This is a genomic window from Arthrobacter sp. 05T423 (genome assembly GCF_056396245.1).
In genome coordinates, this window is the sequence record NZ_JBFTLC010000045.1 from 1 (window position 1) to 23010 (window position 23010).

A 23010-nucleotide genomic window follows, 5' to 3' on the forward strand; every position below is an offset into this window, starting at 1 on the left:
GCGTGTTGGTCGTCAGTTTCATGATCGCGGTTCCCTTCCTTGGGGTGCCCTCATGGGCGACCTCGAACTATGGCCGCAGATCCCTTCTGGATCCCGTTAGTTTCCACTGACAGGCACACTAACGCTCGATCATGCCGCTGTCATCGCCTGGGCCCGGCAGCTAGGAGACACGCCCTCTAGCCCCTCCGCTGCCGCGCGGATCAGGAGCTTGGCCGCCAGCAGGGCTGTCGTTAGCAGCAACTGGCTTGCGGCGCAGCCTATGAGCCGCAACACGCAGCTGGGTGTCATTCACGTCCCACTCCTAAGGATGTGGCCGGTTCGCGTCCTTGTAGGAGGTGGACAGAGCCGCCAGCCGGGCCAGTTGGTGACGCAACCGACTACTCCTGGCCAGCGGTGGGTCTGGCGGGGGCGTGGGGAGTGAAACTACGCTCAGGAGCAGGGGGAACCGAACCTTTGAAGGGATCGAACATGAGAATGAGCCACATTCCTCTTCGCCTGACGACCGGCGCTTTTATCCTGAATGCCGGTTACGGCAAGCGCAAACTGGACAAGGAGAGTGCGGCCGGGCTGCAGGCAATGGCGGCCAGGGTTATTCCGCCGGTCAGCCGGATGGAAGCCGAGATGTTTGGCAAGGTGCTCAGCTACTCGGAAATGACCCTTGGTGCGGCACTTTTGGCGCCGTTCCTGCCCAGCCGTCTGGTCGGAGTCGGGCTGGGGATCTTCTCCGGGTGCCTGCTGACCCTGTATCGGAGGACCCCCGGTATGACCGAGGCGGATGGCATCCGCCCCAGTCAGAAAGGGACGGCGCTGGCTAAGGACGTCTGGATGTTCGGTATCGCTCTCGCTCTCGTGCTGGACCGGCCGCGCAAATCCGGGAAGGCCCCGCGCCGTACTCAGTAAAGGTGGCCGGCTGGATACGCGGCTGCGACCCGCCGGCCAGACATTCTGCATCACGACCTGTCACATCCAGGGCCGACGACGGCTGGGGGCGCTCACGCCGCCGGCCCCGTCTCGCTCCGGACGAAGCTGCCCGGAAACATCCTGATGGCCGTCCCGCCTTGCCACGAGGATTGCCCCACCGTACCGTTCCCTACGACCGTCCACCACGAAAGGACCAATCATGATCGATACCGAGATCCGCGCGTTCGGGCAAGTCTGGGCCGAAGCCGAGGTTCGCGGCGACGTTGACGCCCTCGACGCCATGACTGTCGCCGACTTCACGCTGGTCGGCCCGCTCGGGTTCGTTCTCGACAAACAGCAGTGGCTCGACCGCTACCGCAGCGGTGACCTGGTCACCTCCTCACTCAACTGGGACGAGGTGGTCGTGCGCGAATACGCGACGACCGCCGTCGCCATCGGTCGGCACACCCAGCAGGCGGCGTACCGTGGCACGCCTTCCGACGGAGCCTTCCGGGCAACCCACATTCTCGTGCGCAGCTTCGACTACTGGCAGCTCGCCGGCGTTCACCTGAGCCCGATCGCGACGCCGCCGGGTCGTCCGAACGCATGATCAAGGTGGATCCGGGCGGGTTGGCTACTGGGTGAGTTTGATGGCCTTGGCGCCGACGTCCGGTCCGCGGAAGGAGTAGGCGGCGTCGAGCGCGACGAATTTTTGCAATGAGCCGATGATTCCGGAAGGGCCTCAGGCAGTCGCGTCGTGACGGCGGTACAGGGCCGCCGTCGCCGAGTCGGGGTCGAGTTGCTCCAGGATCGCATCGGCGATCCCTCGCAGCTGCCCGAGCTGTTCGGAGGTGAGGGCGTCGATAACGTGCTGGCGGACGTTTGCCACGTGGCCGGGCGCAGTCTGCAGAACCTTGTCCCATCCGTTTTCTGTCAGGCGGGCATTGGTGGCACGCCCGTCCTCGGGACAGGGGAACCGGTCCACCAAGTTGCGGGCCTCAAGCCGCTTTACGACATGGGAAAGGCGCGGCAGTGTGGCGCTGGTCTGGGCCGCGAGGGCAGTCATCCGCGCGGTCCGGTCCGGGGCTTCAGAGAGCATGGCGAGCACGTAGTACTCGAAGTTGGTCAGGTCCGCAGCGCGGCGGAGCTGGGAGTCGAGTACACGGGGAGCAGCTCGATCACCGCAACGAGCCGCACCCAGGCGGCCAGCTCGTCCTTGGAAAGCCATTTGGTATATACACAAACATTCTCCCCGAAAAGAGTTGTTGCAACAACCATCAAGACTCGCTAGTCCTTAGTTGAAGCCTCAACCCAACTGAGGCCGGAACACGAAGGAGATCGTCATGACCACTGTGAGCATCCTCGGAACGGGCAACATGGGCCCGGCGATCGCCAGCGTCATTGAGAAGGGCGGCAACACTGCCCAGCTCCTCGGCAGCAAGGACACGGACCAGCGCGTCACGGGCGAGATTGTCGTCCTGGCGGTTCCCTACCCCGCAGTGCAGCAGGTGCTGGCGCAGCGGGCTGGGCAGCTGGCCGGCAAAATCATCGTTGACATCACCAACCCGCTGAACTTCGAGACTTTCGACTCCCTGACCGTGCCGGCCGATTCCTCGGCAGCCGCCGAGATCCAGTCTTCTCTTCCGAACTCCCGCGTGGTCAGGGCCTTCAATACGACATTTGCCGCCACCCTGGCCTCGGGGGAGATCGCCGGGCAGCCCACCACCGTGCTGATCGCCGGGGACGACGCTGCCGCGAAGTCCCAGCTCGCCGAGGTTGTCACCGCCGGCGGGCTGCGTGCCATCGACGCCGGCTCACTGCGCCGCGCCCGCGAGCTGGAGGCCCTGGGCTTCCTGCAGATCGCCCTCGCCGCCGCCGAGAAAATCTCCTGGACCGGCGGCTTCGCCGTCCAGGCCTGACCCGGCCGCCTCTTGTCCCGCTGGCGAGCAGGAACGATGGGCCGAGCCGGTGGACGCCTGCGTCTATTTCCGCCGGTGCACCGCCTGCGGTGTGACCAAGCAGACCCCGGCCCAGGGACAGTTGCATCTCCTGCTCCTTCGGCGACACCTGGCGCCCGCCGATGCAGTCGCCGGCTTAAAGGTTCCCTGCGCCCGATAGTGGCTGGATTTATGCCAGCGGCCCCTTCACTCGCCCTGAATGCCGAGGACTTCGAACGTTTCGCTCAGGCTACGTCGAAAAATGATCAGCGCCTGGGGTTCCCGGAGCGAATGACCTTCAGGCCGGTGGGAAAGGCGCGGGCAGCTGGCACCGGTTCCCGCGGGCAGATACGGCAGATGTAGCGCACCTATCGGCGAGGCACAGATCTGGCCAGTTCGGGGATGAAGCCCGTCCACTTTTGTGTGTGGGGGACCCTTGCAGGGGGACCGCGGTCCCTGCTTTCACCAAGCTAGACCGGTCATACTGTGCGTATCTGGTTCACCGATGCTGGGGAGCTGAACTTACCAGAACTGCCGGAACCGGCGCCGGACCCCCTAATCCGGCGCCGGTTCCCGCGACGTTTAGGGCAGTCAGGCAGTCCAGGGCAGCCCGGATAACCGCGCCCGGAAGCTGCCCGGTTACCGGGGGGGTGGACTCACTGTCATGCCCGACGCGCGCCGGTGCGGCCGCTGCGGGCCGGTGAACTTCTCGCACTGATTCGTCGATCTCATCGGGATTCGGAACTACTCACCTTCCGGGAACGTGAACGTCGAAGGCATGGGGGATGGTGCGTTGCCGTGGTAGAGCACGATCTGTTCGTCGGCCTTCAGGACGATCGACGAAATGCTGCCGGGACGTTTCTTGCCGTTCACGGTCGCGGACCAGCCCGCAATTGCGGAGTGGGCCGCCGTGCCGGTGGCGGGACCGGTTCCGTCCAGGACGCCCCATTCGGTCAGCAGTTGCCCTACGGTGTACTGTCGCCGACGACGGGTGCCTCCACGTGGATGATGCCGGATTCGTCGTGGGTGTGCAGGGCCGAGATGCCCGTGGGCTTGCCGGCTGCGGTGAATTCGAAGCCGATGTCGGCCGGGACGATCATCGCCTTGCCCTTCACGAAGATGTCCAGGTGTGCGTGGAAGTGTTCGGCGGCGCCTTCGGAGTTCAGAACATCAAGTCCGGCGGCCTTGATGCGCTCGGCCCCTCCCTGCTTATTCAGCTCCCACCCCGTGGAGGGATTTGGTGCTTCGGTCTCGGCCGACTGGGCTGAGGTGCCGGGGGCCGAGGTAGAGCACGCCGACGCGGCCAGGAGGATGCCGGCCAGCGACGCGGCGATGGAGAGCTTTTTCTTCAAAGGGGTGCTGCTTTCATTCAGGATCAGAGTCATCTGCCAGGTGTGCGGACTGGGCAGTCGAATTGACCGGCTCAGAGACCGGCAGCGCCATCTGGATGGGCGCCGGCGGAGCAATGTCTGGACCTTGGGTGCGACGGGTGCTTCGCCCATTGGGATAAGCAGCTCGCTGATCGAGATCTGCCCCTCCAGCTCGCCCCCTGTCCCCAAACACATAAGAAAACGATAGGTGTGGCCGCTCTCCCTGCTGTACAGGAACACGCTTGTCGGGCTGGCCCTGTTCGGGTTGCCTTCTGCCCGGTATCGTGCGGCACACCGGCTAGTGGGCCGGCTGCAGATCGACCGAAGGGATGCGCGATGGCGGGTAAGTACAAGGTTTACAAGGATGCGTCCGGAGGGTTCATGTTCCGACCCAAGGCCGTCAATGGAGAGCCGATCGCGATGTCAGAGAGCTACAAGACCAAGGCCAGTGCGCTGCACGGCATCGAATCCGTGATGGAGAACGCCGACTCCCGGATCGTAGACCTGACCGAAGAGAACTAGCTGGGTCAGAGTGCACTTCCGGGGCACAAGCCAGTTTGAGCGGAATGTGCGGACGGGCGACGGGCTGGGTGTCCATCCCGGGTGTGCTTCTTGCCCGCTTCGGGCTCGAACTGGCTGTGGGTTTCCATATCAAGTGAATGAAGCCGTCGGTCCGGAGTTTCACCGTGCCCTGGCGGCTGCAATGGCGATCTGCTCCACGCGGATTGTCCCTTCTCCCTCTGGTCGCTGTCCCGCGTTAATCCTTTGGCATACTGAGGGCAGCCTGTCATTGTCGATTCAATGGTTTTTGGGAGAGGACATCGTTCATGTCTCTGTAATTGCCGGTGATGGAGCGGAATCCTCCCTTCGTTTTCCCGGTCGCTGGGAAATCCCGATTGGGCCCGGGACGGGGTTTTGGCCGGTGTCGCCGGTGAGGTCGGTTTGGGTGGCGCGGGCGTAGAGGGTGGGGTTGGTTCCAGGGTGGCGGTGGTGCCTGTTCAGGCCCCTGTTGCCGGGTTGACGGCGGGAGTGAGGCTGGCTTTGGTGTTGATCCCCGGGCCGGGGAAGACGTTCACAGTGAGAGGACAACGGTGACGGTGGTGTTGTCTCTGGGTCCGTATCCCGCTGCGCGGGAGATGCTGGCGCTCTGGGACGGCTCCGCAGCGAAATGCACGTCCGTTACAAGACGGCGGACCGACTTGTTAGGATCGGACCAATCATCAGCCTCCAGCGATTCGGTGCGCGGCGGAAGTATTCGGAGTGGCAGCATGCCTCACCTCCCTATTCCGGCATGGAAACGCGGCACGCGGCCGAAGCAGTACCGCCGCACGCAGGGGCGGTTGAAAATCATGTTTTCCACGTCCATGAGTTGAGTTGAGGTTCGTAGATGGTCCGTCAGGATCGCGCGAAAGCCACCCGCGAGGCCATCATCAACGGTGCTGCTGCAGTCTTTGAGGAGCACGGCTACGGCACTGCCAGCCTGACCCAGGTGTCCGAGGCGGCCGGTGTCACCAAGGGCGCACTATATTTCCACTTCAAGTCCAAGGACGATCTCGCCCGGGCGGTCATCGAGGAACAGCATCGGATCGCCGTTGCCGCCGGCGAGAGCATCCCGGCCGAGGATCTCCCGGCCCTGACGGCAATGATCCTCATGTGCCGCCTTTTCGGCCACCAGCTCCTGCACGAGCCAGTCGTCAGGGCAGGAATCCGTTTGACGTTCGAAGCCACGGCTTTTGGCCCACCGGTAAGCGGCCCGTACGAGGACTGGATCGCCGTCATGGAGCAACTGACCGAACGGGCCAAGACAGAATTACAGGTCCGGCCCTCCGTCGATGCCGGAGCATTCGCCCGATACCTCGTCGCCTCATTCACCGGGGTTCAAATGGTCTCCGACGTACTGACCGGCCGCGCGGACGTCATGCAACGAATCGAAGAAATGTGGAAGATTCTGCTGCCCGGCATCATGCATGACGATTTCCATAACGACCCCTCGTCCCTCTCCGGACTCATTTCCGCTGCCATCCCCACCCTGCCCCAGCGACTTAACCAGTCGGCGCCCTGACCGGCTCGAGGACGCCCACTACGCTGGCCGCCTGTTGCGAGGGCGCCTTGCCGATCACCCCCGCAACGTCCAAATCAAAAACCGGATGACCGTCTTGTTTTTGCCGCAGTGATCATTTACTCTGGTCACGGATCCACTGGGAACTCCGCTCAATGAGCGGCTGTGTCGGCGCGCCAATTTGGGGGGAGCGCCGGCACGGACCCCCACCACTGCTCTGGATCTGTCCGCCGGTCTGGCCCTATTCCGCAAAAGCTGCCCGCTTCTCGGTGAGCCCGCTGGCCGGATGGCGGTAGCGGCCGCCTTCCCGGTTCTCGGAATAGAGCCGCTGTAAATGCTGCCGCACGCTAATGGGATGGTCCGTACCCGTCTGTGAGCACTTCTTCGACGACGTCGCCGTGGAGATCACCAAGGCGATGGGGTTGCTTCCCGTGGCCTTCAGCGTCAACAGCGACGGCGGCGCAACCTTCCCGGCACCGACGGTCGCGGCTGAAGTCTCCAGAGCAGCAGCAGGGGACATTGTCATCGCGCACGCCAACCACCCCCACAGCGGCACCGCCGACGGTATCAAAGCCGCCGTTCCCTTGCTGCGGCGGCGCGGGACTGACCTTTCAGCGCTTGTCCGACGTCGCCCCGGGGTACACAGAGACACCCTTGGTGCAGACGATTGCGGACGACCCCATCAGCCGTGCCGGCCTCGTAGAAGCGACGATGCTTGGAAGGGCAGGCACAGCAGCGGATGTCGTGGGAATCATGGTGTACCTGGCCAGCGACGATTCGGCATACGCGACGGGCGGGGTCTTCACGGTTGATCGTGTTTCTGGCAGGAGTCATCATCGGCGACCAACGAGCCCCCTACAAACGCGACATCGAACGCTTCAGCGCTGCCACCGCCAGCCTGGCCGAAATCGTTGCGTTCACAGTTCTCGGACTCAGTGTCTCGCTCCAAGATGTCCTCCGATCCGGCGGGCTAGGGATCGGACTGGCCCTCGCCGGCCTGCTGATCCTCATCATCCACCCCACCTTTGTCGGATTGCTCATAACACCCATCCGGCTGCGCTGGGGCGAACGCGCGTTCATCCTGCTCGCCGGCCTCAAAGGAGCCGTCCCGATCCTGCTGGGCATGTTCATCCTCAGCGCCGGACCGGACGAGGCGTCGCGCATCTACTCCATTGTTTTCATCGTCGTCCTGACCTCGGTCATCGTTCAAGGCACACTCGTGCCCTACCTCGCCGCCCTCCTGCACGTGCCGATGCGCCGCAGCGACCCGGAACCCTGGGGCATTGGCCTTCGGTTCACGGACGAACCCCGCGGCCTGCACCGGCACGTCGTTGAGTCAGGGTCACCAGCGGGTGGCTCCACTATTGCCGACCTGGCCCTGGGCGAGTCAGGCTGGATTAGCCGATCCGACGAGATGGCCAACTGATCCAGGTCCGCGGCCGTAACACACTGCGTGCCGGTGACGTCATCCTCGCCCTCTCGGACTCAGAAACCGGGCTCGCGCGACTCTTCCAACAACCCCGGTAAAGTCCCGCAGGCGCTCGAACCCACGCGAGAGGCGGACACCGGCCCCGCATTCGCGTCCCTAGTGCTCTTACGCACACAAAAGCCATAACCTCCCCGCCCAATCGGCCCGTCACTGTGGACAACCGGCGCTCGGCCATTCACAGAAAAGACCCGGCGCGCCGCCGGACTCAGGGCGCCGCCCTGGGGGCGCGCCCTGGGGGCGCGCCCTGGCCGCGCATCGCGGCCGAGGTTCGCTTCGCGGCAAAGCCTATGCGGTGTCCCTAGCTAGTTGGCGTCCGTCGTGCCGCCCGAGGCGTCGAAGGCCTCGAGCACCGCCGCCGCCTCCGCGAGAAGGGGTTCGCGATCGGCTGGCTGGGCCACGAGCCGGGTCACATCGCTAAGTAGAGTCTCGACGTACTGCCGCACGACGGCGTGGTGGGCCGCGTCGCCGAACCACACGAGATCATGGCACACGCGCAGCACAGCCCGGACGACGCGAGGCTCGTTCGCGCCATACCGCCGCACCTGCCCGAGGGCCAGATCCACGAGATAGGTGAAATCGCGAGCCGGCACGTGCAGCCTTACGGTGCCTTGCGCGTCCGCCACGGCCTGCGGGCCGTGCTGCCGGAGTGAGAGGGCCGCGAGGATCGAGCCGAGATGGTCGACCGCTTGGTTCGCGGTGTAGGGGTCGTTGATGGCGGGCGAGAGCGCCTTGGATGCGATGTCGGCGAGTTGCCGGATCCCGAAGGCGACGTCCTGCTCAAGGGTCCGTTCGTAACCGATCCGCACGCTCTGTACGAGCGCCTGGCGCAGTTCAGCGCTGGCGTCTGGGGCAAGGGGAAGTTCGCCCTCGCCGGTGCTCTCCCACACCCAGGCGAGCGGGGCCCCGGCGATGACGTGTCGGCCGATCATGGGCACCATCCGGGCAGCGAGGCCTCGGCTCGCGAGCGCCCCGACGAACGCCTCGACATGGAAGGCCTGGACATATCCCGACCGCGGTGCCGGCAAGGCCGTGGCGCCGGGCGGCGGGTTTGGCAGGCGAGTACTGGGATCGCCCGGGACGAACGAGCGCTCGATCACCTTGAGTGTGGCCTTCTCGACGCCCTTCATGACTTGGTCCACTTGGATCGAATGCGACAGATGGTGGGCAAAGAAGACGAGCATGACCATGCTTACAAACAGCAGCAGCAATGCGCCGCTCACCGCGAGGCGCGGGTAGTCCTGAGTGCGCTGTCCGCCGACGATGCCGACGGTGTAGAGACCCGCCGTGCTGTACGCGAACGTGGCCACGAACGCGCTGAGCGTCACCTGGTTGGGGATGTCGCGCAGGAAGTTCCGCAGCAGCCGTGGGCTGAACTGCGTCGACGCGAGCTGCAGGGCCACGACGGTGAGCCCGAGCACGACGGCGATGACCGTGACCATCGTGCTCGCGATCCCGATGAGCAGGTTCCGCGCGTCGTCGGACGTCCCTTGGAATAGGAGGACGGCGAGGGGCGAAGCCGCGTCGAACTGCACCGCGGAAAGCCCCGCGCCCGCGATGATAGCGAGGACGACGGCGCACGTCGGCATCGCCCACAGGGCACTCGCCAGATACTCCCGAACGGCCTCACGCCTCACATGTGACACTCTCGACCCATGGTCCTTGCCAGTCAAGGGAAACGCTGCCCGGTTGTCGCCCAGTGGGGGCGCGTGGGGAGCTCCCGCATCGGCAGGGGACCACATGATCAACTACGAGCCGCACCATTATGGCCTGACCCGGAAGCCCATGGTCTTGGCCCCCGCGCCGGATTTCTGGGCTGGCGTCTGACCATCTGCTCGATAAGGTCGGGACAGCGAGCTGCGGAGGACTTCATGCTCGACGGCGTCGATGAGGCTCTGGCGATGTTTGCCCCGCGCCAGCTTCGGATGGAGCGGATGGCGCCCCCGGAACAGGCTGTGACCTTCCGCGTGCCCGGTAGCACCAATTGGACGCTCGGGGAAGAACCCGTCGCAGCAACGATTTCCGCCCCAGTGCGCACAATGTATCTCGGCCTCTGGGGCCGCTCCAGCCTTGCAGATACCGCAGTCATGGAAGGTGACGCCGACATCGCCCTCCGTGTCATCCACAGCCCGCTCACTCCCTGAATCAGCGCCCAGAAGCCCAGGAGTAGGCAGGCTCCTTGTGTATTGCTCGCAACAGTCGCATCATGGAGCCGTGACCCGCCAAATCGCCGGGAACGATCATATGCCGGCGGCGGTGCCCGCTTCCCCGGGAGGTATGGCGTGACGGAAACGGCCATAGAACTCACGGGCCTCACCAAACGGTTCGGTACCTTCACCGCCGTCGACGATCTCAGCCTGAAAGTTGAGCGCGGCGAGATTTTCGGGCTTCTCGGGCCCAACGGCTCGGGCAAAACAACCACTATCGACATGATCAGTGGCCTGAGCCGCCCGAGCTCCGGTGCGATCACGGTCCTCGGCATCGACGTACTGGCGGATCCACGCAAGATCCGGCGCTCGCTCGGAACGGTGCCCCAGGAGAACGCCCTTTATGAGGAGCTCACGGCCGAGGCTAACCTCAAGTTTCATGCCGACCTCTTTGACGTGCCCCTGCAGGGCCTCGATAAGAAGATCACCGCGCTGCTCGAGTTAGCGCAGCTACAAGGACGCCGGAAGAGCCGTGTCTCCACCTTCTCCGGCGGCATGAAACGACGGCTCGCCCTTGTCCGGGCAATGCTCCACGAACCGGAGCTGCTCTACTTCGACGAACCGACCCTCGGGGTCGATGTGCAGAGCAGGCATGCACTTTGGGACCGAATCCTCGAACTCAAGGATGGCGGTACCACCGTCCTCATCACCAGCAACTACCTTGAGGAGGCCAACACTCTCTGCGACCGGCTGGCCATCATTGATCGCGGACGCCTGGTGGCACTGGATTCGCCGTACAACCTTCGCCGCAGTTTCGGTGACACAGTCCTTGAAATGCGCACATATCCTGCGCCCGGGGAGGATATCGTTCGAAAAGTCCGCGCCCTCCCCGGTGTGGTCTCGGCAATTGCATCCGACAGTTCGCTGAAGGTCACGGTCGAGGGTGGTACCGACGTCACCGGCAAGGTCGTGACAGAGGTGGTCGGACGGACGAGTCTTGAGGAAATCCAAAGCCGCGAGCCGAGCTTGGACGAAGTCTTCCTGAGCCTGACAGGCAAGGAGCTCAGGGAATGAGCATGCGCCACAACGTCCGCGTCGTACGGGCGGTCGCCGCCGCGGACATCCGACTCACGCTCCGCGAGCCGCTGTTCGCGATCATCGGCGTCCTCATCCCGATCAATTTCCTGCTGCTCTTCCTCCTCTTCGCCCTCAGCGGCGGCCAGGCGCCGATCGCCGTCGTGATGAATGACCGCGGCCCCCTCGCCCAACAGTTCGTCCAGGCCATGGCCAACTCGTCGTCGTTCATCATTCACACAGCCTCCGCGGCCGACGCCAGGCGGGAGATCCGCTCCGGCAGCATTGTCGCCGTGGTCACCGTGCCGCAAGAGTTCGACGCCGCCCTGGCCGCCAAAGCGCGGATCGACATTCCCGTGGAAGTCAACAACCTGAACGTCGACTTCACCAACGACATTCGGCGGGCCGTTCCGCTGTCGATAACGTCGTTCTACGCGGATGCCTTCCCGGATCAAGTGGTCGTGACGGCCCAGGAGTCCGATGTCCAGGCCCAGGACACCGGCTACATTCCATACCTTGCCGTGAGCATCATGGTTGCCGGTCTGATGCTTGCGTCCCAACTGCAAGGCAGCGTCAACACCGCACGGGACTACGAACTGGGGACCATCAAGGAACTGGCATTGGCGCCCGTGAGCCGGTTGACGATCGGGGTGGGCAAGGTGCTGGGTGCTGCCGCCTTGGCGGGGGCGTCCGCGCTGCTGCTACTCGCCGTCGTAATCTTCTTTATTGGAGTGCATCCGCTCCATCCCCTCGAAGTCCTGGGCTTCGGACTATTGATACTGGTGGCCTTCCTCGCGCTCGGCGTCCTCGTCGGTACGCTGGTCCGGCGGCGACAGCAGGCCGTCCCCCTGTCCATCGCCGCTGTGCTTCCCCTGTTCTTCTTGAGCGGGCCGTTCGGGCCGGCGAACTGGCTCGGCGCCATCCCCGGCGGGATCGCCGCAGTATCGCCCCTCACCTATGCGATCGCCGCTTTCCAGCACGCCTTCCACGGTTACCAAACCGCTCCCCAGGGGCTGACCGTTGACGCGATTGTGCTAGCCGCCTTCACTTTGGTGGCCGTCGCGTTCGCTGCATTCGTGTTCGGTCGACGAGGGGCGAGGCACTGATGGCAGCACTACGGGCGGTGCTCGCGATCGCGGCCAAAGACATCCTGACGTGGTTCCGCACGCCGTCGGCGATTGTGGCCAGCCTCCTCCCGCCGCTCGCGTTCCTGCTGATCATCTTTGTGGTGGCCGGGGCGGTCGGCCGGAACCCGATCGCGCTGGTGGTTGAGGACAGTGGACCGCGGTCGCAGCGACTGGTCTCGATCCTTGAGGATTCGGACGCGTTCCGCGTCCAGCGGGCGACCCCGGTTGAGGCCACGCACCTGTTGGACACGCTCCAAGTTGCTGCAGTCATCACCGTCCCTGCCTCGTTCGACGACGACTACCAAGCACACCGGTCCGACCCCGTCAGCGTCCAGATCAACAACCTGAACCTGGACTTCACCAACGACCTGCGCCGCTCGGTGCCAGCCGCCATCACGGGGTTTTACGCGGACCAGCCGGACACGCCGATCATGGTGGGCGTCGCCGAATCTGATCTGAGACCGCACGACGTCGACCTCGTGCAGTTCGAGCTTGTGCCCATTTTGGTGCTCCTGCTCACAATCATGGGCATTGTCAACGGCGGGTTGGCCGCCGCGCGGGAATTCGAAGACCTGACCATCAAGGCGCTGTTGCTCTCCCCGATCGGCCGCGGGACGCTGATCGCTGGCAAGATCCTGTCATGCTGGGTGACAACGATGCTTGTTGCGGCGGTGGTGTTGGTCTTGTCGTTCGCCTTTGGGGTTCTGCGGCCGGCGGGTTGGTATTGGCTGCCGGCCCTAGCAGCGATCGGGTTGATCGCGCTGGCGGCTGCCGGTCTTGGGACTGCTTTGGGAGGTGCGCTGCGCCGCTTCTCAGCTGTGGCCGGGGTGGGAATCAACCTGTCGATCTACCTGTTCTTCCTCAGCGGAGGAATCAGCGTCGCGGCGTTTCTGCCCGATTGGATCCAGAACATTGCGCACTTCACGCCGACGTTCTACGGGGTGGATGCGCTCGAGGAAGCCATCTTCTATGAGTCCACGGACAATCTGGGGCGGGACGTTGCGGTTCTCGGAGTGACGGCGGCGGTTGGGTTGGGCTTGGGGATTGCGAGCCTTCGACGGCGGCTGGTAGAGGGTTAGGGATCCGTGCCGACCCGTTGTCCGCGATAGAGAAAGGTTCATCTACGAAGCCCAAAAATCACACACTAAGCAAAACTCCTCGACGGCGAGGCCGTCATCGGCAAAGCCCACTACCTGCCCCACGACGGCAGCAACGGACCCGAACGGATTTTCCACCACACCACCGCCAGCGGGGACTACGCCGGGCAGGGCCTCGCCGCCCGCCTCGTACAGGAATGCCCTGGACGAGACTCTCGCGGCCGTAATCGCCGTTGTCCCCGTCTGCCCTGCGTGAAGGTCTGGCTCCGCAAGCACCCGGACCACCAGCCGCGCATGACCGCCATCCACCCAGAGCACCTGGCCGCCGTCGAAAACCGCCGGCCGGGAGCAAGAACACGCCCGTCCCTGAACTACCGGCACGGCCGGGCGCGGTGCCGGCATCGTCTGCTGCACCGTCCCTACCGGCGTCAGCTGGCCAGGGGGCCAGCCACCTGTGCCTTGGTTGGCAGGTCATCGCGGAGACCGCCGCTGCCATAGGGTCTGAGGGGCCCACCCGCAAAAGGCTTTCTGGCGTGATGGTAAAGCCCTAAATGCGCGGGCATGACGTGCATCGCCTTCAACCTGTTGGTCTTTGGAACCCTGCCTGCTTCCCAGCCATGATTAACGGACGGGACGGTGTCCTGCCAGGATTATGCGTATCATGCGGCCATATTGCCGTATCTGGTGGACAGCGTGCAGTAGTCCCAGCACGAGTCCAAAGCTAACACCCGCTACGATGGATCCGCGCTCCGTAAGGCCCAGGGCAGCACTGAGAACGGACACGCCCGCGCCGGCGACGATGCAATTTACTACGGCGATGGCCGTGGACATCGTGAAAAAGACACCCCGCCACGATCCGCGGGTCCCGATGTCCAACAGCTCATTGAGTGCGTGCTTGCCGCGTGGAGCAGGAAAAAATTCCTCGGCCCCGGGAAGTAGCTTGGCGTAGTAGCGGCGGATGCGCTGTATCGAATCGAGCGCCGCCACGTCTTCCAAGGATGTTTGGATGAGTCGTTCGAAGGTGAAAAATCCGAGAATAACGATGACCGGGATCATAACGCTCAGGAAGCCGTATGCGAATGGGGTCTGGGCTAGGAAGCCGAACGCCACTAGCGAACTGGACAATGTCATCAGGTATATGGACGCGCGGCTGCTGGATTCGGATACCGTTATCCCACGTGCTGACTCCAACACAAAGTGCTCTGTTAGCAGGGCGTTATAGAAGGCCTGAGGCCTGTCGGACAGCTCAGCGATGGACTCCCTGGCCCAGGGGAGTTCTGGTTCTGTTTCTCCGTTCATCGCCGATCAGATCCCGTCTCTCTCGGATGCGCGGGAAGGACCGAAATGAGAAATCACAGCGAAACACATTGATTTTCCCTCCTGCATATCCGGAAACCGTGCACGGCGCATATAGGTTCAAACGTCCCGCGCGTGCACGGTATCAGTCCAGTCATGATAGCCATGGTCGGCGGCACGACGAGCCTGGCATGCGTGGGGGAGTAGCGTCGGGGCGGCTCATCTGTTCGCGCTGACCGTTGACACCCAGCCATGTGAGAAGCCCAGATCGGCATAGGACGAGGCACTTGGCCGGTAAGGGTGGCTTGGAAACTATGCCGCTCTGGCCCCCGGCCCCCGGGCCGATGGAGCAAGAAACGGTCAAAAAGAGGGTGTGCTTATTGTGCACACCTTGGGCTTCGGATTCGGTTGTACCGGCGATGGACTGCGCCGGATTGGGGATGTTTTCGGGGGAGGGGCGGTTTTTCAAGGGTTGGCGCCCGGTTCGAGTCCCATCTCGGGCACGTGTTTTCCCTGTTCAGGGGCTTTTTAGCCTCTGAGTGTGCACAAATTGTGGTGTGAAGGGCCCCTTCGGGGGCCCTTTTCATTGCTGGCCGGCTGCCTCCTTGCTGACTTCGCTGATTGACGGTGCGTCCTTCGTTACCTGTTCATGGACGTCCGTGGCCTGGGCAACATGACCTGAGAACAATCTGGCTTGGATTCCTTTTCCGCGTCGTTGGTCCTTCACCGCGTTACTCCTATCCGGTTCGTGGTGTCTTCCTGCTTCTTCATCGTTACCTCCGGCGTCTACTGCATGACGCTCTGCATTTTGCATGATGTTCCGACGTGAGGTGGCGGCTGCACTGTTTGTTCTTCATACCTGTTCATTGCCTCCACGTTGGACGACTACATGACGCTGGGGTGAACTGCCGGATCAGCCCGGGACATTCCGGGGATCATTGCCGTAGCTGTCCTTGAAGCCGATCATTCCGTCCTGGTTCTTGATGACGTGCTCCACCTTGTGAGCCCTGCTCAGCGCCCCGACCTGCAGCTTCTGCCTCATCCTTGGTGCCGTAGTCAGCACCGAAAGCACGGCCAGTGCCCGCATTATCCAACGGAGGCCGCCTGTACCGCGTGAATACCACGAGCAAAAGGGAGTTGATACTGGTGAGGCCAACCCCACCCCGGTCGGGAATCGAGTACTACAGTGGATGCATGGCTACCAGCCGCCATCCGCTCGACGACCTTCGCGAAACCATCGGCCATCTGGCCGATCAGCTCAAGCTGCCCGGTTCGGAGCGCGTCGACGACCTGGTCGGCGATCTCATCGGTGCGAGGCCCGGGCCGGCCCGGCCGCTGCCCGAGGTCCAGGCCGAGCTCGACGCGCTGGTCGGACTGGAGACCGTGAAGGAACAGGTGCGGGCCCTCGTCGCACTGCTCCAGGTCCAGGCCCGCCGTAAGGCGCACGGCCTGCCGGAGGTGGCCACATCACAGCATCTGGTGTTCCTCGGAAACCCGGGCACGGGCAAGACCACCGTGGCGCGGCTCCTGGCCGAGATGTACCGTGCGGTCGGTCTGCTGCAGAAAGGGCACCTGGTCGAGGTCGACCGTTCGGGCCTGGTGGGGCAGTACGTCGGTGCGACCGCCATCAAGACGGACCGGGTGATCCGGCGTGCGCTGGACGGCGTCCTGTTCATCGACGAGGCCTACGCGCTGGCCCCGGAGGACGGCCGGATGGACTTCGGCCCTGAGGCGATCGAGGTCCTGCTCAAGCGGATGGAGGACCACCGCCACCGCCTGGTCGTGATCGTGGCCGGGTACCCGCGGTTGATGGAGTCCTTCTTGCTCTCGAACCCTGGACTGCGCTCCCGGTTCGCCCGCGAGATCACGTTCCCCGACTACTCCGTCGACGCACTCCAGACGATCTTCCACCAGATGCTGGCCCAGCACGAGTACATGTTGGAGCCGGGTGCGGACGAGATGCTGCGCCGCATCCTCACCGGGCTACACGCGGGCGAGGACTCCGGCAACGCACGGTTCGCCCGCACTCTGTTTGAGCAGGCGCTCAACCGCCAGGCGCTGCGGCTGTCGCTCGACAGGGAACAAAGTCTCGACGCGCTCGATCGTGAGGCCGTCATGACGCTCACCGCGGACGACATCGTCGAGGCCGCTCTGGCCTTGGGCGAGGAGCCGGAGCCTGAACCGAAGCCGGAACCGGAGCAGCCACGCTGGTGGCGCTGGCTGGTCTGACCTGATCTGCGGCGGCTGTCAGGCGAATGCCGTCCCGTCCCCGGGCGGGTAAAAGCATAATTAATCTGGTTTGCGAAATCCCGAGCCTTCTTCTCGTTCAAACCCCAAACTTCCTTCGGGATCACGTCGTCGGGCGTGATGATGTTCAGGTAGATCTTGGACCGGTCCTTCTTCGCGATGGCACCGACCAGAGCGCCTGTTCTCCCGAACGTCAGGGCGCCGGCGATAACGCGTGTGGCGGTCACTCTTTCACTGGCTTCTGCGCCGGTTTCCACAGGGGCCTCACAGTGGGCGATCGGCCACTCCTTATCCTGGAGGTGGATTTTGGTGGCCTTCTGCTTCAGGATGCCGCCGTTGTTGGACATGTCCTCGAAGCTGGAGCCCATGGTTTGGCGGCGTAAATAACTGGCCTCGGCCGCCGTCATCGTGCGGTCAACTTGCTCCGGCTCGTCAGATGCCAGCGGCACAACCTATTCGGCTGCCTCTACTCGCCGCTGGAAAGCCTCGTGCAGCTCCTCGGCTTCTTTCTTCTAGTTCAACTGAGTGGAGTAAGTATCGACGGATGGGCTGACTGCTTCTGGCCTTCCCGCATGATGATCCGCAGGTGACCGCACGAAAGCAATTGGGTGTCTGTTAGTCGATGGCCAAGATGCCCCTCGTAAGGGATCACGCGCGATGAGATGTCGCGCTTTTCTTTCAGCACCTGGATCCGAATTCCATGATGACGGCATCCTCAGTGAGACTGACCATACCGCCGGCGGTTGGTATCTGCATACCGGAATCCTAAGTGCTTGAATCTGCAACTTCGGGCGTTGCCGGCATTGCGGGAAGACATTCCGGGGGCTCCGCACACATGAATTGCGCCGGTCAGGTCCGGCCGCAACGCGAGAGGAACCGCCTTGTCCATCATTTTCGGCACTACCATCGGTCCGATTGCCGGAACTACGGCTGATTCCAAGGATCCTGCCCGCGTCAGAATTGCCCCTTCCTTGTTTCCTCAGCTGATCATAGTGAGCCCGGGCAGCGTCTTTCGGAGGCACCAGGGGCTTCCTTGGTCTCATCACTTCTGCCAATTGCAACTCCTGATGCGGGGTCAAGTGTTGCAACGACGACTGCATGCCAAGCCGTCACAACGGTTCAATTTTTGACCGTCAGCCGGGTCCGGATGCGTGGCCGCCCTGATGCAGGGACAACTGCGACTCAGTTGGGTGGGGCGGGACTGGGCGTAACAGCCTCGTGGCTGGCGCGGCTTTCCGTGTACTCGTACTTTCCACCCCGTAGGGCTGAGGCAATGGCAGAGACAAGGCAGGCAGCGATAGCAAAGGCGAACGCGACTGCTAGGCCCTCAGCGAACGGACCGGAAATCAGCGATGGAAAGAACGAGCGGCCGGTCAAGTATGCCGAGTCGCTGGCCGGCAGGGCTGCCAGCACCTTGGGCCCGAGCAGGGTCTGCACGGGGTTGTAGCCGAGAAGCGAGGAGAAGAGGACCGACACCGGGGGCAGTTGGGCAACTTTGGCGGCATCTGCAGCGGCGACCCCGTGCGCCGTCAGTCCGGAAGTCAGGGTCTGAGGCAGCGTCCGGGCCAGCCCGGTGATCATGAGCGAGAAGAAGATCCCGATGGAGAGCACCATGGCTGAGTTTTGAAAGGTGGTGCTCATGCCTGCACCCACGCCCCGGCGGTTCGGAGGCAGCGCATTCATGATGCCTGCCCTGTTTGGTGCGGCGAACAGCCCCATGCCCAAGCCATTGACCAGCAATGCAAGTGAAAACGGTATGTAGCTGAAGTTCACGGGCAGCACCAGCAGCCACAGGAAGCTGGCGGCCGCCACGACCATGCCCAAGGTGGCCAGCAACCTGGCCCCGTGGCGGTCGGAGAGCCAGCCGGAAAGCGGACCAGCGATGAGGAACCCCAGAGTAAGTGGCAGCATGTAGATTCCGGCCCACAGCGGCGTTGTTTCAAAGCTGTAGCCGTGCTGGGGCAGCCATATGCCCTGCAGCCAAATAATCAGGATGAACATCAGTCCGCCCCGGCCGATCCCAGACATCAGCGAGGCCAGGTTTCCAGCCGAGAATGCCCGGATCCGGAACAGCGCAAGATGGAACATCGGCTCGTCCACCCGCATCTCGATAAGGCAGAAGATGACCAGCACCGCAGCGCCGCCGATGAGCGCAGCGAGGACCCACGGGTCGGTCCACCCCATCGTGTGGCCCGCGTACGGCTGGATTCCATAAGTGATCCCGACCAGCACGGCGACCAGGCCCACCGCGAAGGTCGCGTTTCCCCACCAGTCCAGTTTTGCCGGGTGCCGGATCCCTGTGTCATGCAGGCTCAGGTATGCCCAGACGGTCCCGGCGATGCCCACCGGCACAGAGACCAAGAACACTAACCGCCAATCCAGCGGTCCCAGCAGCCCGCCGACGATGAGGCCAAGAAAGGAGCCTGCAATGCCGGCCACCTGGTTCAGCCCCAAAGCCAGGCCGCGCTGGTCGACCTTGAAGACGTCGGTGATGATCGCCGTCGAGTTCGCCATGAGCATGGCACCGCCGACGCCCTGCAATACGCGCATGATGATCAGCCAGAGCACGCCCGCATCGCCGGAGAGCCACGTGAGCGAGAGGAGGATGGAGAACACCGTGAAGACTGCGAAGCCTGCGTTGTACAAGAGCACCCTGCCGTACATATCGCCTAGCCGGCCGAAGGTGACAACCAGCACGGCCGTGACCACCATGTAGCCCATGACTAGCCAGAGCAACATGCTCGTGTTCCCGGGAGCAAGCGGGTTTACCTTGATGCCTCGGAAAATATCGGGCAGCGCGATGAGCATGATCGAGGAATTGATGGTTGCCATTAACATGCCGAGAGTGGTGTTGGTCAGTACCGTCCATTTGTAATGTGGGCTGGTTACCGCGCGCTCCATGTGGGCTCGCCGTTTGTCCGTGAAGATCTGGATCCTGGTCGCCATCCCGACCACCCCTTCCCGGCCGATAGCCGCTTCGGGAAAGTTACCTCACTAAACCATAGACCCGAAAGCTGGGGACGTACTGCCCGGGGTGAGCACCTTGCCCGTTCGTCAGCGGGGACCATGGCTCCGGAGGATGCCCATGAGCTTTCGGAGAGGCCCGGGCAGTAGTTCTCGGCGCCACTGTTCCGCGTGCTGAACGCGGTTCGAAGAATCGTAGAGGATGAATTTATGATTTTGGGGTGGTGACTCTCAGTCAAGCCACTGCAATGGCCCTTGCCTGCGTGGTGCTCATTGCCGTGCCAGGGCCCAGTGTGCTCTTCGTGGTTGGCAGGGCGCTCAGCCATGGCCGTGCGAATGCCTTCGCCAGCGTCCTGGGCAACGCCATTGGTTGCTACCTCGTCGGCGTCGCCATCGCCTTCGGACTGGCTCCTTTGCTGGAACGCTCGGAACTGCTCTTCCAGACCGTCAAGTGGGCTGGCATCCTTTACCTGTTCTGGCTGGGCTTCCAGGCAATCCGGCACGCAGGACCCGTTGCGGACGGGCCCGAGGCCAGTGTTCGGGTCGAAACTCCTTTGGCAGCGGTGCGCGCAGGCGCGATCGTGGGTCTGACCAATCCCAAGAGCTTCGTCCTCTTCACCGCGATTGTCCCGCAGTTCATTGCCCCTTCGGCGGGCAACACCACCACCCAGATCCTCCTTCTGGGAATCGTCCCGCTGCTTATCGGACTGATCACCGATACCGCCTGGGCCTTGGCCGCTGGCCGTGCCCGCAGCTGGCTCGGCAAGTCTCCGCGCCGTATGACGACCTTCGGCCGGGCCGGCGGCCTGTCGATCATCGGCGTCGGCGTTTCCGCCGCGGTGACCGGCAACCGGCACTGATCGCCTGCTTTTTCAGCTCTAGACGGCCCCTCGGGTCTCTGTCAGAGTTAAAGCAGCGGCGGAACTTGTTCGTCCGTCTGGTCACGTAATCCCGGGTTTGCGGGTCACGGTTCATCCTGATCAACGCGATGGTGCAGACCGCTTTATTGAGCTGGCGGTCACCTCCGCGGTTCAAACGGAACCGGGTCGTGGCGCCTGACGATGCCGGGACCGGGCATGTGCCGGCCAGCGCAGCGAATGCTGCCTCGGAACGGACCCTTCCGGGGTGCCACCAAGCGTTCAGGATGATCGCGGCAAGGACAGGGCCGACCCCATAGATTTCAAGCAGCGTCGGCTGTACTTCCCGGACCAGGGCTTGAAGTTCAGCATGATCGCCCCAGACTGACGGCCCCTACGACCCGTGTCAAGGGCACAACGAACAACGCGGCGTCGAGTGAGACAAGAGAGCGTCCGGGATTAATGAACGCGCCGCTGGCCGGTGCTTCAATCACGAACGGGATCGGGTCGATCCCTGATATGCGAAAGGCTCCACCCGTGCGGGCCCGTGGAGGAACTTCTTCAGGCCCCTTCCTGCGTCCTGTCGCAGAATGTTGTAGCCTGCTTCAGCTTGAGCCGACGATGGTCCGCGCGCCCCAGGTGCCCTTGTTGAATGGGCTGTGGGCGATGTGGCCGTCGGTGAGCTGGGCATGAGCCCTGAGCTTTCTGTGGTGAAGTCGGCCACTCCGGTGATGCTGTTGATGCCGTTCCATCCGGTGTGCCGACCGTGCACCGGGCTTCGGAGACGAAGCCGCCGGTTCGGGTGGAGCAGTACAGCACGAGCCTGCCGTCGCTGCGTTTGGCGAGGAGGTCCTGCGACCCGTCCTGGTCGAAGTCGGTCATAGTCAGGTACAGGCCTCTCCAGCCGGTGCCGGCCTTTGACGCGCGTCGACAGCCTTGATCCGGCCCGGTTGCCGTAGTACCGGAGGGTCCCGGCGGCGTCGTAGGCAAGGATTCCGGGGAACTGGTCGGCTGTGCGCCAGTGGCCGGCGGTGATGTTGTAGCTGCCCCAGCCGGTGCCGATGGCCTGGACCGGGCTGAATCCGCCGCCGGCTTCCGGGGTAGAAGCTCAGCCGGCCGTCCTTCCATTGCGCGATGACGTCGAAAACGCCGTCGCTGTTCCAGTCCGCCCCGAACCCCTTGGCCAGAGCGGACCAGCCGGTGCCGATTTCTTGCCGCGGCTGGAACTTGCCATTGCCGGTGGCCGGGTAGTCCCACAGCACGCCGCCAGCATCGGCCGCCACGACGTCCGCGGCGCTGCGCATGGACGAACTGGCGCTGGGCGGAGGAGCGGCGGGGCGGGGTGGTGGTGCCGGCCTTGATGACGACGTCGTCAATGTAGGAGTCGCCCATCTGCCTGTCGTGTTCTGCGCCGACCTGGACCGCACCCAACGTGGTGGCCGCGCTGGCTACCTGGTTGCTGGAGTACACGGCCACCCCGGCAATAGCTGTTTCGGCGGCCGATGCCGGTGTCGTTGTCCCAGATCCGCCGCCTCGGAACCGCCCCAATGCACCGAGCAGTTCCCGCCGTCCCGCCAGCAGGTTCCCGGTCATCCGGGACGGGACCATCCGGGCCATGATGAACCTCGCATACGGCGGAGGAGCCGCTCCATCTCAGTCCCCGAGCATCGACGCCAATCTGAACGCGGCCAGCGTCTGTCCGCCGATAGGCATGCTTCGAGTGGTTTTTACCGGCTCCCCGGACGGACGCTCGTGCCAGTAGTCGGCCTCGGGGGCATGTATGGCTGGTATTCGGGCATAGAGGGGCCGAGGACAGGGATCTGTACATCGGCAGAGGCACGCGTGGCGTCTTCGCTCAGCCGGACCTTCACCATGGACCCCGGGGGACCCCCTGCAGGGTCCAGGGTCACCGCTGGCGGGGTCGTCAGCAGGGTCTGGCCGTTGGCCCTGACTCGAATGGTTGCCTGCGACCCTGAAACGCCTGTAAGGGCGACGGTCGCGTCTTTGGAGGACGAGTTAAATACGGCACCGAGTATCCTGCCGGGCTGGTCCGCGCCGTAGGAGAGAATGAGCATGTCTTCCAGCTTCATCGGACCGACTTGGGCGCTGATCCCGTTGGTCGCCGGCGTGATTTGCGTCGTCTCTGGAGGGTTGTCGATCGCGCAACCGGCCCCGGTCAGAAGAACCGCCACCAGTGTGAGAGCGGCGCCCGCGCACCGTATTCCTACCGAGGTTGTGTTTGGCATGCCGGCTCCTGACGGGAGAAACGATCCGGGCACCTCCGATTATCGACCGGTTGGGCGCCGAACGCGAGATAACGGATGCATTGGCGGATTCTGTTCCAGGGCGGCCTGCCCAAGAGTGCAGGGGCGGGGCCGAAAGGCGGGTGGCGAGCATCGACCCGGCCGCCCCTGCTCCGCCACGGTTACTCAGGCTGACATGGATTTGG

The 23010-nt window shown here is 63.7% G+C and carries 22 protein-coding genes and 2 pseudogenes; 13 read left to right on the forward strand and 11 right to left on the reverse strand.

Annotated features, from left to right (window positions below):
* Nucleotides 1-468 precede the first annotated feature (468 nt).
* Together AC1DFE_RS22175 and AC1DFE_RS22180 are read left to right on the forward strand one after the other, a co-directional pair.
* Complete coding sequence (locus AC1DFE_RS22175) at nt 469-900, forward strand: hypothetical protein (RefSeq protein ID WP_476908009.1); 432 nt, start codon at nt 469-471, stop codon at nt 898-900.
* Nucleotides 901-1120: 220 nt separating this feature from the next.
* Nucleotides 1121-1510 carry a nuclear transport factor 2 family protein gene (locus AC1DFE_RS22180; protein WP_476908010.1) on the forward strand — a complete coding sequence of 130 codons (390 nt, stop codon included), beginning with the start codon at nt 1121-1123 and terminating at the stop codon, nt 1508-1510.
* Between the two features lie 132 nt (nt 1511-1642).
* On the opposite strand, the gene AC1DFE_RS22185 is transcribed toward AC1DFE_RS22180, so the two are convergent.
* Nucleotides 1643-1999, reverse strand: a complete 357-nt coding sequence (locus AC1DFE_RS22185) for a MarR family winged helix-turn-helix transcriptional regulator (protein ID WP_476908011.1) — start codon at nt 1997-1999, stop codon at nt 1643-1645.
* 26 nt (nt 2000-2025) lie between these two features.
* Complete coding sequence (locus tag AC1DFE_RS22190) at nt 2026-2178, reverse strand: hypothetical protein (RefSeq protein WP_476908012.1); 153 nt, start codon at nt 2176-2178, stop codon at nt 2026-2028.
* 65 nt (nt 2179-2243) lie between these two features.
* Between AC1DFE_RS22190 and AC1DFE_RS22195 the strand changes: the two genes are divergently transcribed.
* On the forward strand, nt 2244-2819 hold the full coding sequence (locus AC1DFE_RS22195; RefSeq protein WP_476908013.1) for an NADPH-dependent F420 reductase: 576 nt from the start codon (nt 2244-2246) through the stop codon (nt 2817-2819).
* 762 nt (nt 2820-3581) lie between these two features.
* On the opposite strand, the gene AC1DFE_RS22200 is transcribed toward AC1DFE_RS22195, so the two are convergent.
* Both AC1DFE_RS22200 and AC1DFE_RS22205 read right to left on the reverse strand, forming a co-directional pair.
* On the reverse strand, nt 3582-3710 hold the full coding sequence (locus AC1DFE_RS22200) for a hypothetical protein (RefSeq protein ID WP_476908014.1): 129 nt from the start codon (nt 3708-3710) through the stop codon (nt 3582-3584).
* A gap of 92 nt (nt 3711-3802) precedes the next feature.
* A complete protein-coding gene (locus AC1DFE_RS22205) occupies nt 3803-4189 on the reverse strand; it encodes a hypothetical protein (protein WP_476908015.1) in 387 nt (128 codons plus the stop codon).
* A 354-nt stretch (nt 4190-4543) separates the two neighbouring features.
* Between AC1DFE_RS22205 and AC1DFE_RS22210 the strand changes: the two genes are divergently transcribed.
* Both AC1DFE_RS22210 and AC1DFE_RS22215 read left to right on the forward strand, forming a co-directional pair.
* Complete coding sequence (locus AC1DFE_RS22210; protein WP_476908016.1) at nt 4544-4729, forward strand: YegP family protein; 186 nt, start codon at nt 4544-4546, stop codon at nt 4727-4729.
* Between the two features lie 865 nt (nt 4730-5594).
* Nucleotides 5595-6269 carry a ScbR family autoregulator-binding transcription factor gene (locus AC1DFE_RS22215; RefSeq protein ID WP_476908017.1) on the forward strand — a complete coding sequence of 225 codons (675 nt, stop codon included), beginning with the start codon at nt 5595-5597 and terminating at the stop codon, nt 6267-6269.
* Nucleotides 6270-6507: 238 nt separating this feature from the next.
* Here the strand turns inward: AC1DFE_RS22215 and AC1DFE_RS22220 are convergent, their stop codons facing one another.
* On the reverse strand, nt 6508-6792 hold the full coding sequence (locus AC1DFE_RS22220; RefSeq protein ID WP_476908018.1) for a hypothetical protein: 285 nt from the start codon (nt 6790-6792) through the stop codon (nt 6508-6510).
* A gap of 131 nt (nt 6793-6923) precedes the next feature.
* Here AC1DFE_RS22220 and AC1DFE_RS22225 point away from each other — a divergent pair.
* A pseudogene (locus AC1DFE_RS22225) lies at nt 6924-7019 on the forward strand (dehydrogenase); the annotation flags it as partial.
* A 61-nt stretch (nt 7020-7080) separates the two neighbouring features.
* Nucleotides 7081-7692 (forward strand): cation:proton antiporter domain-containing protein, encoded by a 612-nt coding sequence (locus AC1DFE_RS22230; protein ID WP_476908019.1) that lies wholly within the window; start codon nt 7081-7083, stop codon nt 7690-7692.
* Between the two features lie 365 nt (nt 7693-8057).
* Here the strand turns inward: AC1DFE_RS22230 and AC1DFE_RS22235 are convergent, their stop codons facing one another.
* Complete coding sequence (locus tag AC1DFE_RS22235; RefSeq protein WP_476908020.1) at nt 8058-9389, reverse strand: DUF2254 domain-containing protein; 1332 nt, start codon at nt 9387-9389, stop codon at nt 8058-8060.
* Nucleotides 9390-9623: 234 nt separating this feature from the next.
* Here AC1DFE_RS22235 and AC1DFE_RS22240 point away from each other — a divergent pair, with 234 nt between their 5' ends.
* From AC1DFE_RS22240 to AC1DFE_RS22255, 4 genes are all read left to right on the forward strand, one after another.
* Entirely contained in the window at nt 9624-9896 is a 273-nt protein-coding gene (locus AC1DFE_RS22240) for a hypothetical protein (RefSeq protein WP_476908021.1), read from the forward strand.
* A 138-nt stretch (nt 9897-10034) separates the two neighbouring features.
* On the forward strand, nt 10035-10973 hold the full coding sequence (locus tag AC1DFE_RS22245; protein WP_476908022.1) for an ABC transporter ATP-binding protein: 939 nt from the start codon (nt 10035-10037) through the stop codon (nt 10971-10973).
* The gene (locus AC1DFE_RS22250; protein WP_476908023.1) at nt 10970-12079 is read left to right on the forward strand and encodes an ABC transporter permease; all 1110 of its coding nucleotides are present in this window, start codon (nt 10970-10972) and stop codon (nt 12077-12079) included. Before AC1DFE_RS22245 ends, AC1DFE_RS22250 begins: the two co-directional genes overlap by 4 nt.
* Nucleotides 12079-13179, forward strand: coding sequence for an ABC transporter permease (locus AC1DFE_RS22255; protein ID WP_476908024.1), 1101 nt, complete (start codon nt 12079-12081; stop codon nt 13177-13179). The genes AC1DFE_RS22250 and AC1DFE_RS22255 overlap by 1 nt, the downstream gene beginning before the upstream one ends.
* 42 nt (nt 13180-13221) lie before the next feature.
* Here the strand turns inward: AC1DFE_RS22255 and AC1DFE_RS22260 are convergent, their stop codons facing one another.
* The 3 genes from AC1DFE_RS22260 to AC1DFE_RS22270 form a co-directional block, all read right to left on the reverse strand.
* On the reverse strand, nt 13222-13506 hold the full coding sequence (locus AC1DFE_RS22260) for a hypothetical protein (protein WP_476908025.1): 285 nt from the start codon (nt 13504-13506) through the stop codon (nt 13222-13224).
* Nucleotides 13507-13818: 312 nt separating this feature from the next.
* On the reverse strand, nt 13819-14253 hold the full coding sequence (locus tag AC1DFE_RS22265) for a hypothetical protein (protein WP_476908026.1): 435 nt from the start codon (nt 14251-14253) through the stop codon (nt 13819-13821).
* A 1153-nt stretch (nt 14254-15406) separates the two neighbouring features.
* The gene (locus AC1DFE_RS22270; RefSeq protein WP_476908027.1) at nt 15407-15535 is read right to left on the reverse strand and encodes a hypothetical protein; all 129 of its coding nucleotides are present in this window, start codon (nt 15533-15535) and stop codon (nt 15407-15409) included.
* Between the two features lie 152 nt (nt 15536-15687).
* Here AC1DFE_RS22270 and AC1DFE_RS22275 point away from each other — a divergent pair, with 152 nt between their 5' ends.
* Entirely contained in the window at nt 15688-16722 is a 1035-nt protein-coding gene (locus AC1DFE_RS22275) for an AAA family ATPase (protein WP_476908038.1), read from the forward strand.
* A gap of 1200 nt (nt 16723-17922) precedes the next feature.
* Here the strand turns inward: AC1DFE_RS22275 and AC1DFE_RS22280 are convergent.
* Nucleotides 17923-19686 carry an MFS transporter gene (locus tag AC1DFE_RS22280; protein ID WP_476908028.1) on the reverse strand — a complete coding sequence of 588 codons (1764 nt, stop codon included), beginning with the start codon at nt 19684-19686 and terminating at the stop codon, nt 17923-17925.
* Between the two features lie 242 nt (nt 19687-19928).
* Here AC1DFE_RS22280 and AC1DFE_RS22285 point away from each other — a divergent pair, with 242 nt between their 5' ends.
* On the forward strand, nt 19929-20564 hold the full coding sequence (locus AC1DFE_RS22285) for a LysE family translocator (RefSeq protein WP_476908029.1): 636 nt from the start codon (nt 19929-19931) through the stop codon (nt 20562-20564).
* 64 nt (nt 20565-20628) lie between these two features.
* Here AC1DFE_RS22285 and AC1DFE_RS22290 read toward each other — a convergent pair.
* Nucleotides 20629-20892 (reverse strand): annotated as a pseudogene (locus tag AC1DFE_RS22290) (transposase); the annotation flags it as partial.
* Between the last annotated feature and the right edge of the window lie 2118 nt (nt 20893-23010).

Coding starts and splice junctions, on each gene's coding strand:
- AC1DFE_RS22175 (WP_476908009.1), top strand. CDS start 469: ATGAGAATGAGCCACATTCCTCTTCGCCTGACGACCGGCGCTTTTATC.
- AC1DFE_RS22180 (WP_476908010.1), top strand. CDS start 1,121: ATGATCGATACCGAGATCCGCGCGTTCGGGCAAGTCTGGGCCGAAGCC.
- AC1DFE_RS22185 (WP_476908011.1), bottom strand. CDS start 1,999: ATGCTCTCTGAAGCCCCGGACCGGACCGCGCGGATGACTGCCCTCGCG.
- AC1DFE_RS22190 (WP_476908012.1), bottom strand. CDS start 2,178: ATGGTTGTTGCAACAACTCTTTTCGGGGAGAATGTTTGTGTATATACC.
- AC1DFE_RS22195 (WP_476908013.1), top strand. CDS start 2,244: ATGACCACTGTGAGCATCCTCGGAACGGGCAACATGGGCCCGGCGATC.
- AC1DFE_RS22210 (WP_476908016.1), top strand. CDS start 4,544: ATGGCGGGTAAGTACAAGGTTTACAAGGATGCGTCCGGAGGGTTCATG.
- AC1DFE_RS22215 (WP_476908017.1), top strand. CDS start 5,595: ATGGTCCGTCAGGATCGCGCGAAAGCCACCCGCGAGGCCATCATCAAC.
- AC1DFE_RS22220 (WP_476908018.1), bottom strand. CDS start 6,792: ATGACAATGTCCCCTGCTGCTGCTCTGGAGACTTCAGCCGCGACCGTC.
- AC1DFE_RS22240 (WP_476908021.1), top strand. CDS start 9,624: ATGCTCGACGGCGTCGATGAGGCTCTGGCGATGTTTGCCCCGCGCCAG.
- AC1DFE_RS22250 (WP_476908023.1), top strand. CDS start 10,970: ATGAGCATGCGCCACAACGTCCGCGTCGTACGGGCGGTCGCCGCCGCG.
- AC1DFE_RS22255 (WP_476908024.1), top strand. CDS start 12,079: ATGGCAGCACTACGGGCGGTGCTCGCGATCGCGGCCAAAGACATCCTG.
- AC1DFE_RS22265 (WP_476908026.1), bottom strand. CDS start 14,253: ATGATCCCGGTCATCGTTATTCTCGGATTTTTCACCTTCGAACGACTC.
- AC1DFE_RS22270 (WP_476908027.1), bottom strand. CDS start 15,535: ATGAGGCAGAAGCTGCAGGTCGGGGCGCTGAGCAGGGCTCACAAGGTG.
- AC1DFE_RS22275 (WP_476908038.1), top strand. CDS start 15,688: ATGGCTACCAGCCGCCATCCGCTCGACGACCTTCGCGAAACCATCGGC.
- AC1DFE_RS22280 (WP_476908028.1), bottom strand. CDS start 19,686: ATGGCGACCAGGATCCAGATCTTCACGGACAAACGGCGAGCCCACATG.